The following is an 11,447-nucleotide window of genomic DNA, read 5'->3' as shown; positions in this document are numbered from 1 at the left end:
AGGTTTTCACAAAAGAACAAATAGATATAATAAAAAAATAATCTGCTTTATCTATTTTAATAATTTCTATATATTAATTTGTTAGTTAATAAAAATTACAATCTTAACCAAAATAAAAAAACCGCAATGACTTTTAGTTCACTGCGGTTTTGGACTATATTAATTTAAACTATTACTCTATTTCTACATCTTCAACATTTTTGAAGGCAATTTCTCCATTTTCCATTTCAACCAATACTGTACTATCATTAGATATCTCTCCACTTAAAATTTGCTTAGAGAGCTCGTTTAGGATAGTTTTTTGCATTACTCTTTTCAATGGTCTTGCTCCAAATTGTGGATCGTATCCTATCTCACCTAGATAATCTAATACATCCTGTGTAGCATCTATCTGGATTCCGTTTTCTTTCAATCTTCTTTGAACATCTTTCCATTGGATGTTTACAATTTTTCTCAAAATTTCTTCATTCAACGGTTCAAACATAATGGTTTCGTCAATTCTATTCAAGAATTCTGGTTTAACTGACTTCTTCAATAATTCAAAAACCTCATTTTTAGTATCTGATAGAATTTGTTCTTTCTGCATCTCATCGCCATTATAATTTTCTGGGCTTAATCTTTCTTGAATTAAGCTTGAACCAATATTGGTAGTCATGATGATGATTGTATTTTTAAAATTAGCCAAGCGGCCTTTATTATCGGTTAATCGACCATCATCCAAAACCTGTAACAATATATTAAAAGTATCTGGATGTGCTTTTTCAATCTCATCTAGAAGAATTACAGAATATGGTTTTCTTCTTACCGCTTCGGTAAGTTGACCACCTTCATCATAACCGACATAACCTGGAGGCGCTCCCACTAATCTGCTGACAGAATGCCTTTCCTGATATTCCGACATATCAATTCTGATCATCGCATTATCATCATTAAAGAGATATTCAGCTAAAGCCTTTGCTAACTCTGTTTTACCAACACCGGTTGTACCCATAAAAATGAATGAACCAATTGGCTTTCTAGGGTCTTGTAGTCCTGCTCTACTTCTTCTTACGGCATCTGACAAAGCTGCAATTGCTTCCTTCTGACCTGCTACTCTTTTTCCAAGTTCTTCTTCAAGATGTAATAATTTCTCTCTGTCGCTTTGCAGCATTTTTGTAACAGGAATACCTGTCCACCTAGCCACTACTTCAGCAATTTCTTCAGAACCCACTTCCTCTTTTAAAAGGGTATGGCTAGAGCTTTGCATTTCTTTCATTCTAGCTTGATACTCATTAAGCTTTGCTTCTGCTTCAGAAAGTTTACCGTATCGAATTTCCGCTACTTTTCCAAAATCACCTGATCTTTCAGCCTGCTCTGCTTCTACCTTAAGCTTATCGATATGTTCTTTCTGCTTTTGGATGCCTTGAATTACTTCTTTTTCACCCTCCCACTTCGCTTTTAAGTCTTTCCGCTTCTCTTCAAGGTCTGCTAGTTCTTTATTTACCGTTACTTCTTTATCCCTATTTTTTTCTCTCCTCATTGCCTCACGCTCAATTTCTAACTGCATGATTTTCCTATTCAACTCATCCAATTCTTCAGGCAATGAATCAATTTCAATTCTCATTTTTGATGCCGCCTCATCCATTAAATCAATGGCTTTATCAGGCAAGAATCGATCTGAAATATATCTACTTGAAAGTTCTACTGCTGCGATTACCGCATCATCTTTAATGCGAACCCCATGGTGAACTTCATACTTATCTTTAATACCTCTTAAAATTGAAATAGCATCTTCTTGAGAAGGTTCATCAACATTTACAGCCTGAAATCTTCTTTCTAAAGCTTTATCCTTTTCAACATACTTTTGGTATTCCTTTAAAGTTGTAGCACCTATTGCATGTAACTCTCCTCTAGCCAATGCTGGTTTTAGTAGGTTTGCGGCATCCATAGCGCCTTCTCCTCCTCCAGCTCCTATTAGCGTGTGAATCTCATCTATAAATAAGATAATCTGTCCATCAGAATCAGTTACCTCTTTAATAACAGATTTCAATCTTTCTTCAAATTCACCTTTATATTTGGCTCCGGCTACTAATAATCCCATGTCTAATGAGATCAAAATCTTATCTTTAAGATTTTCAGGTACATCACCGTCAACAATTCTTTGTGCCATTCCTTCCACAATGGCAGTTTTACCAACACCCGGCTCACCTAATAGAATAGGATTGTTTTTGGTCCTTCTTGAGAGAATCTGAAGCACTCTTCTAATTTCTTCATCTCTACCAATTACTGGATCAATCTTACCCGCTTTAGCCTGATTATTTAAGTTAATGGAATATCTTTCCAATGATCGATACTTAGACTCTGCATTTTGATCCTTTACAGAATCACCACCTCTTAATTCCTTAATGGCTTTTATAAGATCTTTTTCAGCATAGCCAGCATCCTTTAATAATGCAGAAGTTTTATCGCCCGCTTTCAATAAGCCTAATAATAAATGCTCAATTGCAACGTAATCATCCTTAAAATCTTTTAAGAATTTCTTTGCCTCTGTCATTGCTTTATGTGCATCATTTGACAAATAAGGTTGAGAACCACTAACTTTTGGATAGCTGTTCACTAACTCTTTTAACTTATTATCAATTAAGGTTTTATTTATATTTAATTTCTTATTTACAAAAGACAATACATTCTCATCTGTTTGCTGAATAGCTTTCAACAGATGCCCGGTTTCTATGGCTTGCTGACCATTAGCCATAGCAATCTCTGCCGCTTTTTGAATGGCCTCTTGCGATTTTATGGTATATTCATTTAAGTTCATTTTTGTAAGATTTGATTACAGTTTTTTTCTTATTCTATGCAATTCTTTTACCAATACTGAAGCTCTGCCTTTATGACTTATTCATAGTTAAAATTTAAACATTTCAAGACTTTTTGACATTTACTTAAAAAAATGAATAGAAATATTCTGTCAAAAATTGTAAAAGAGTATTAAAATCAGTTATAAAATTGAAGGGATTATAAGGTAAAGGAATATTTAAAATTGAATTATTTCAATATATTTACAAATTGTATTTATCCAAAACATGAGATGAAACTAAAGTATCTCCTTATCTTTTTAATCTTCAATATTCAAGCACTTTTAGCACAAAATGGGGATTTGCCCTTAACGCATTATGAGATCCCTATTCCGTCTCAAGATTTAAAATTCAATGATCTAAAAATTGATAATCAAGGTCGTTTAATACTTGCTTATGATAAGGGATTACTACAATATGATGGTAATTCATGGCTTAAAATTGAAATCAATAGCAGTCCGTTAAAATTTTTAGATATAAATGAAACACCATTTTTAATTGCAAAAGATGGAATTTATACTTTTAAAGAAGATGCATTTCATCAAAATACTTTGCACAAAAAAGTATCATTATCAATAAATTCTTCTTTTACTGACTTAGTATATCATCAAAACAAATTCTATTTATTGATTGATGAAGAAATCATTGTTTATGATGAGGAATTCAATAAAGTCGATGTTTTCCGTTCGAATTTGGGTTATAAAGACATATTTACATTTGATGATAAACTATTTGCTTTTGAAGATAACTATTTACTCGAAAATGTTGAGGGTACCTGGGTTGACTTAAACTTATATGCACCAGAAAATACGGACTTCCTCTTTTCTATTAAAGGCAATGATATATTATACTTTGCTTATGATAATGGAGAATTTTATTCATTTAACGGAAAAAAATTTGAAACCTTTTCCGAAGAAATTAACCAATATCTTAGTGACAATTTTGCAATATCGGGTAAATTCTATGAAGATAAACTAATCATCTCGACTTTAAGCGGTGGCGTACTCTTAATCGATGAGAATTCAAAAAATATCTCTTCCACTATTCAAAAATATAATGGTTTACCTACTAATGAAGTAAGCGCTGTAACCATGGACCTGCAAAATGGTTTGTGGTTGGCCCATCCTTTTGGACTATCCCGTGCATCTCTTAATATACCATTATCGGACTTCCAATATTACCCTGGGCTTGAGGGCTTACCCGAAACCAGCATCTTACATAATGGAAAATTATGGGTGGGTACAACAAGAGGATTATTTTACTTAAAAGAGGTGAAGGATTATGAGACCTTAACAAAAAAATATATTGAAAAAGTAAAGATATCGTCTGATCAAAAACCAGAAGATGAAGGAGACGAAAACTTCTTTGAAGAACTATTCAGTGTTGAAAATAATAATGCTGAAGTCGAGATATATATAGAGAAAGAACTCAACAAATTTAAAGAAATATACAAAGAAAAAGGAATTCGATTTTTAGCCTTAAGAAGAAAACTAAATGAGAAGGAAGAACAATTACGAGATTCTATAAGAAAAGCGAATAAGGGTAAACCTAAAGCTAATCCTGAGTATAAAACCGTTATTAAAACCACCAACATAAGTAAGCTTAAATCCATTGATTACGAATATGAGAAAATATCAGAAATTGATGACCATATTGAAACATTAATTCCATTTAAAAACAGTTTAATTGCTAAAAGCAATACTGGAATTTATTTGATAAAGGATTTTAAGGCTAATAAAATATCCTCTTTAAAGATGATTAATAAGCTTTATTTCGAAGTAAATAAGAACAGATTATGGATAGCAAACGATCAGGGACTTTTCAGCTTATCAATAAAAGATGATAATTATAAAGTCATAAAACATAGCGACCACATTTTTAATGATATGCTAATTATTAGAAATCAACTAATTGCTGTTGGTAGTAATCAGATTGAAATATTTGATATAGTCGAAAATGACATAACATCAAAAAAGAAGATTGAAATTAGCAACAATTTTTCAGAGGAATTAGCAGTGTTTAATTCAGGTCAACAAATTAAATTATTAAGGTCAGATGCTATTCTTGACTTGAATTTAAAATCATTTAAACTAAAGATAGACTCAACATTTGAGAATCCTTTAAAATATTTCTTAAAAGATCAGAAAGAAAATATGTGGATTATTTCATCTGACAACCAATGGACAGTTTTAAATAAAAACATTCAAGAACAGGCCCGAAAATGGTTCAGAATTTTACCTTCTATAAAAAATATAAATTTCATTAATGATGAGAAAATATTCTTTATTTCTAATAACAGAATTATTGAATGGCTTTCAACTCCACTACAAAATTACACTACACCTAAAAGTTTTATAGATGGAATTAAAATTGAAAATAAATGGATAGAGGATCTTGACAAGATAAAGTTAAAACATAATGAAAATAACCTACAGGTTCTACTCAGTACTCCTGAATATTTATTTACAGATGATATTGAATATCAATATTATGTAAAGGGCCTTATGGATGAATGGTCGGGATGGTCTAAAAACAAGGAAATAGATTTCCCTTACATCCCTACCGGGAATTATAAACTACAAATTAAAGCAAGAACCATTCTTAGTAATGAAATCAATAATTTCAGTTTAGATTTTAAAGTCACACCTCCATACTGGCAAACCTGGTGGTTTTATCTACTAGAAATTGCTTTCTTCAGTATTCTAATATTTATCTCTATTAAATTAAATACAACTAATCAAAGTTCATTTTTAACTAAAACCTTTACATTTTTAACTTTAATTTTATTTCTTGAATTCATAGCAACGATTCTTGAAAACAATTTGGAAGGATACGTTGATGATTCACCGGTTTATACCTTTATCATTAATGTAATTCTTGCGGTATCGATTTCTCCAATAGAGCGAGGTATTTCAAAAATCTTAGTAATCTGGAATTCCGCAAGAAGTAAAAGTTTAATTTCTCAAATGAGAAAAAATCAACAGAAAAAAGAAAATGAGCAGAATCAAGATTGAAGAACCTGATAAGTATTTATTCACCGCCAAAATCACTACCCGAATAACCGATTTAAACTATGGTGGTCATGTTGGTAATGATAGAATATTTGCCTTCATGCATGATGCAAGAGTTCAGTTTTTCAAATCATTAGGTTATAAAAGTGAATTAGATTTTGATGGCTTAGGAAATATTCAAAGTGATGCTGCCATAACTTACAAAGCAGAGATTTTTGCCCATGAAGAAATTTCAATTGAAGTTGGGGTAAAAGACATCAATAAATATGGATGTGATTTTGTTTATAGGTTTTTGAAAGAAGACGGAAAAGTAGCTGCTGTAGGAAAAACAGGGATAATATTCTTTGACTATGAACAAAGAAAAATTGCCAATATGCCTGAATCATTCCTAGAAAAAATAAAATAGTAAATATAGTCAGTTTACTATCTGACTACATTTACCCCACCTCTTTGCTCGTAAGTTCTACTATTTTCTTCCGTTCCTTTGTAATTGATCACATAAGCATATAAGCCTTGTGGAACTTGTACACCATTCAAGTCAGTAGCATCCCATTCGAACCCCTTATCATTCGATTGAAATACAATGGTTCCCCATCTATTAAAAATGATGATTTGGAAATCCCCTACGTAATCATTTGCAAAAACCTTGAAGATTCTATTTTCTGCAATTGAACTACCAGGACGAATCGCAGTTGGCGCAAAAACTTGTGGTTGGCAATCTTCTAAAACTGTGGTTGAGATATTATATTCACAACCAGCAGCAGTAAGAACTGCTCTATATTCACCTGGCTCATTAGCTATTACTGTCCTGTTCGTAGAAGTATTTCCATTTGGAAGAGTCCAAGTATAACTTCCGAATGAACCTGGATCTAAAACCACTGATCTTACAGATTCAATACCCGTAGAACAGATATAATAAGTTTCTTCAATTTGAGGTTGGAATATCTCTTGAACCGTTAAATCTCTGGTAATGATAATTGGATCACAACCACCTGGCCCTGTATCTGAAACAGTTAAGGTATAAGTATCTGTTTCAATAATCTCCCATTCTAATGCAGCTTGAGAGTTATCAATAGTAGGGATTTGTGTGCCATCTGAATTTGTTAAAACTACATTGTAATTTCCACTTGCTCCGCTTGCAATAGCAGTTGCTATAATCGTTCCATCTTCACAATTCACTTGTGTTTCAAGACTTGCATTTAATGGCTCAAAATTTTCAGCTACATCAACTGATGATTGTGCAGCACAAGAAATATTCCCATTAGGTGCAACAGTAACCGTATAAGTTCCAGCTTGATTTACTGTAATACTCTGTCCTTGAGCCCCATTACTCCAATTAAAGGTGAAGTTATTCGGATCTTGACCATCTAAAATTACAGTTAGGTCTCTACCTCCACTACAATTTATTGTATTTTCTATATCTAAAATATTTGCTTGAGGACTTATTTGTAAATTAATAGTTGCAGTATCAGCACATAGAACTCCAGTAGTGTCGGTTGCAATAATTGAATAAATACCCGCTGTAGCACTGGATAAATCAATATTTGGAGTTACTGAATAGACAATATCATTTGTATGGGAAGCAAGTCCTTGAAGATATGATAGCAAATCATAATTTGAACCACAACCAAATACATTATCATCAGGATTTAAATTTATTTGCTGGGCTGGATTTAAGGTAAATGACGAACTTGCCAAACATCCATTGGCATCAGTTACCTCAATACTGTACGATCCTTCATTTAAACTATCTACTATAAATATTGAATCATTCGTAACACTACTTGCAATAATAGATCTTGTTTGATCTAATATTTCCCATTGAAATGCGGGCCTCAAAATATCGCCACTCGCATTTAATGTAATTTCAACTTCCTGTAAATTAGGATCACAAGATGAGGCAATTTGTACAGCCGATGCAGTAAATGTAGCATTACTTAAACTCACAGTTTCAGTGGTACTACAATTAGTAAGGTTATCTATAACTGTCACATTGTAACTGCCCGCCCCAAGTGCTGTAGCATTTGTTGTTCCGGCATTAACAGTAGTTGGTCCATTCCAGTTGATTGTATAATCTCCAGAGCCTCCACTCAGAGATATTGAAATTGAACCGTCATTAACTCCACATGAAGGTTCAGCTGTATTGTCAATCGTAATTATAGGATTTTCGTTTACAATCACTTCAATTTCATCGGAAGCAAAACAATTAGGATCAATTGGGTCTGGAATTTCTACCCTAATCATAAAAGTACCTGGAGTAGAGGTGTTAACATCAAAATTCTGTCCGCTAGCTGTTTGTTGCACATCATCAACAAACCATCTGTAAGTTGATGCGCTTCCACCCGCATTTAATCTTAAACTTGCATCTTGACAAACTATTCGATCACCTCCGAGGTCTACTTCATATGGCGGACCTACAAATATATCAGCTGTTGAGATACAGCCATTTACAGAAGTAATCGTAACAGAATAATTTCCTGTTTCAGTTACATCAATTGTTTGAGTAGTATCTCCAGTATTCCACACGTAAGTATGTCCTGGTTCATCTACTATATCATCTCCTAGTGTTAAAGTAGTACCGCAGAAAGTTCTAGTATTGGAAACATTACTAACATCAGGGCTTGGATATAATTCAAAATTTTCGACTAGAAGATTATCATATCCACATTCATTGGTAATTCTTAATGAAGCTTCATATTGTCCTGGATCTAATTGGATATCTAAAGTATCATTCTGGCTATTCGATGTATAGACACTATTTGTACTTCCAATCGGTGTAATAGTCCAATTAAATTGGTCAAAATTAGTAGTTCCATTTCCTTGCAAAATAATTTGATCTGATGTACATGAAGCTATCACTGCTATCGAAGGTTCTTGACTTGGGGTGGATAAATTCTGAACAAAATTAGGCAAGCCTAATCTACTTGTTCTACCCGCTAAATTAAATGGCTGTAAACTTGATGCCAGATTAGCTCCATCAGCTGGATCATATCGTTGGTCTGGGGCTCCAATTGTATAAACATCAGGACTATTATTGGCTGCTATGTATATTTGGCCATTTGGTCCAGTTTGCAATGCTCCTGCTTCAAATCCTAAGTCAGCAACTGTCACACTATCTGGATTTTGAATATCATCAATTGAATAATCATCATCTACCGGAATTTGCAATAACATTGAATTAGCTCCATCATTAATAGTTGCATACAATAAGTTACTGCTAGGAGAAAATTCAATTCCATAAACTGTTCCACCAAAATTAACATCAATCAAAGCTTCTTCCCATCCATTCACACTATCGCGCCTGATGTAATCTATAAAAGCACCACCAGAATTGTAGGCTTGTGCAATTTTATCTCCACCAGCTGCGTACTTTAAATATCCGTTTGCTGAAGAATTCGAAAAATAGTTGCTTCCTTCGGATATAAATTCAGCTGCATTTATTCCTTGATCATTAACTGGGTAATATCTGAAGCTATTACTTCCAAGCTCATGAGTTAACACGTTCGTATTTTGAACCCCTTGAGCAGCCACTTTTTCAGTACTCCTACTATAGATTTTTCTCCCTTTCAATACAACATCTCCTAATCCATTATTAAGTTTCATATCTATTAAAGCATAGGAGAAGATGTTACTACCAGTACTTGCATCTTCATTCAAGAATAAATAATATAATGAAGGATCAGAACCATGCGTTACTGCAACCACTCCCTGTGAAGCAGCGGGATCTCCACCCAGATCGGTTCCATTCGCCATCACATTGTGTTGAGAGTCCCAAATAGTCTCCCCATTGGTATAGAATAATAAATCACCATTATCATCAGAAACGGTTGTACACCCTTCCTCTGCTTGAATATTTCCGTCAGTAACAGCAACTGGTCCCCCATCGCCACTAAAATCTATTCCTGCACCTTCCCCAAAATACCAAAAATTAGCAACCTGCTTTTGCTCTTCAAATAAAGTCAAGGTAAAGCTAGCTGTAACGGTGCAGTTTCCAACAGTAACGGCTGCGGTATAAACTCCAGAAGAATCGAAAGTAGCCGTTCCATCACCATTATCGGTAAACTTAGTTGTGTCAGCATTGATCCAAACGACATTATCGGGTTGAGAACCATCTGACAATGTTGGTCCATAATTTTCAAGAGGTAATTCACAAACAGTAGTATCCTGGAGCTGAACTTGAGAGTTAAACTGTTCTACTGTTACTTGAGAAGAATCAATAAAAATATTTCCTCCTACATTTACCGTTAAGGTAACATTATAATTACCCGGCTGATCAAAAATCACATTAGGGCTTATTGCATTGGATGATTGTCCATTTCCAAAATCCCAGTTTAAAGAAGTTACATCATCAAAATCTCCATAATCAGCAAAAAAGGAAACGGGGTTATTTTGACATATACTCGTGTTTAACTGGGAAGTATACCAGTCAAAACTTACGGCACCATCCACTATTGCAGGAGGTGCTATATTTGGAAAACTATTAGCTTGTCCATAAGATGTTACACTAAACAAATCCCATTCAATTCTCAAAGAATCAGGAATTGAATCTGCTCTTAATATTCTACTTAAATAACTCTCTGCTCCATTATTGTAAAGGAAATACATATTTCCATCAGGGCCGTTCTGTATGGAATTAACGGTAGCTACAGATCTATTTAATACATTTTCTGAAGATGCACTATCTAAATTCACTTGAATCAAGCTGGCTTGCCCACTAGAATTATTTCTAGCATAATATAAGTTTGTTCCCCCTATTGACCATTCAACATCTGAAATAGTTTGATTTACTGCCCCAGTATTAGTTAATGAATTTTCATTTTGAAATAAAGGATTTAAAGGATCCGAAAGGTCTAAATCTAGTAATACAATATTTTTTGGAGTTCCACTTACGTTATCAGAGGAAAGTGCTAATTGTGGATTAGTACCAGAATTGGGTCGAAAGGATAATCCATTTAAGCTAAAACTAATGGAGAAGTTATGACTTGCAACAGAAGCTAATGTCCCATCTGCTTGAACCTGTGCTAGTTCTAAACTGTTACCAGACTGAAAGATGAGGAAATAATTATCTCCAAATTTATAAGAATTGATAAAGTCGCTCAGATTAGCGAAACCTGTTCCTTGAGCTGAAGCAGTAACTTCACCATAAGTACCTAAAGACATGTCTACGCTAAGGTATTGTAATTCTCCTACATCATTAATAATGTACACATAATATATGTCGCTATTAGCATTTGGTGATGGAGAAATCGCCACTGGATGACGCAAAGTATTATCCCCACCTATTGCTGTCCCACCCGGTATAGCATTATGATCTTTCCCGTAAATTAAATCTCCATCTGTGTAGAATAATAATTGACCATCAATCGCATTGGTTGCAACAGCCGCTCCAGAATTCCCGAAAGGAGTAGCTTGATCATCAATTAAAAAAGATTGACGGGCATTATTTCTATCAAATCTTACAGCATTATTATTATCGCCAAAATACCAGAATGTTTCTGAGAAATTTTGAGCCAAAGCTACTTTTACACTAAGTAAAAAGACAAGAAAAATAGATTTAAGTATTTTATTATTCATATATTCGGGAATTGTCAACTGATTACTA

Annotated in this window: 4 protein-coding genes; 2 read left to right on the top strand and 2 right to left on the bottom strand. The window is 33.7% G+C overall.

Annotation, left to right across the window (positions count from 1 at the left end; all coding sequences use genetic code 11):
• Window positions 1–172: 172 nt before the first annotated feature.
• Complete coding sequence (clpB, locus tag QYS48_RS10700) at window positions 173–2,797, bottom strand: ATP-dependent chaperone ClpB (protein WP_308355897.1); 2,625 nt, start codon at window positions 2,795–2,797, stop codon at window positions 173–175.
• A gap of 270 nt (window positions 2,798–3,067) precedes the next feature.
• Here clpB and QYS48_RS10695 point away from each other — a divergent pair, with 270 nt between their 5' ends.
• Both QYS48_RS10695 and QYS48_RS10690 read left to right on the top strand, forming a co-directional pair.
• Entirely contained in the window at window positions 3,068–5,848 is a 2,781-nt protein-coding gene (locus QYS48_RS10695; RefSeq protein ID WP_308355896.1) for a triple tyrosine motif-containing protein, read from the top strand.
• Entirely contained in the window at window positions 5,829–6,251 is a 423-nt protein-coding gene (locus tag QYS48_RS10690) for a thioesterase family protein (protein ID WP_302123364.1), read from the top strand. Before QYS48_RS10695 ends, QYS48_RS10690 begins: the two co-directional genes overlap by 20 nt.
• A 17-nt stretch (window positions 6,252–6,268) precedes the next feature.
• Here QYS48_RS10690 and QYS48_RS10685 read toward each other — a convergent pair whose 3' ends face one another.
• Window positions 6,269–11,419 (bottom strand): PKD domain-containing protein, encoded by a 5,151-nt coding sequence (locus QYS48_RS10685; RefSeq protein ID WP_308355895.1) that lies wholly within the window; start codon window positions 11,417–11,419, stop codon window positions 6,269–6,271.
• Window positions 11,420–11,447: the final 28 nt, after the last annotated feature.

The organism is Marivirga arenosa, assembly GCF_030503895.2.
GTDB lineage: Bacteria > Bacteroidota > Bacteroidia > Cytophagales > Cyclobacteriaceae > Marivirga > Marivirga arenosa.
The sequence above is the reverse complement of the archived record's forward strand: the minus strand, read 5'-3'. Positions and strand labels throughout refer to the sequence as shown.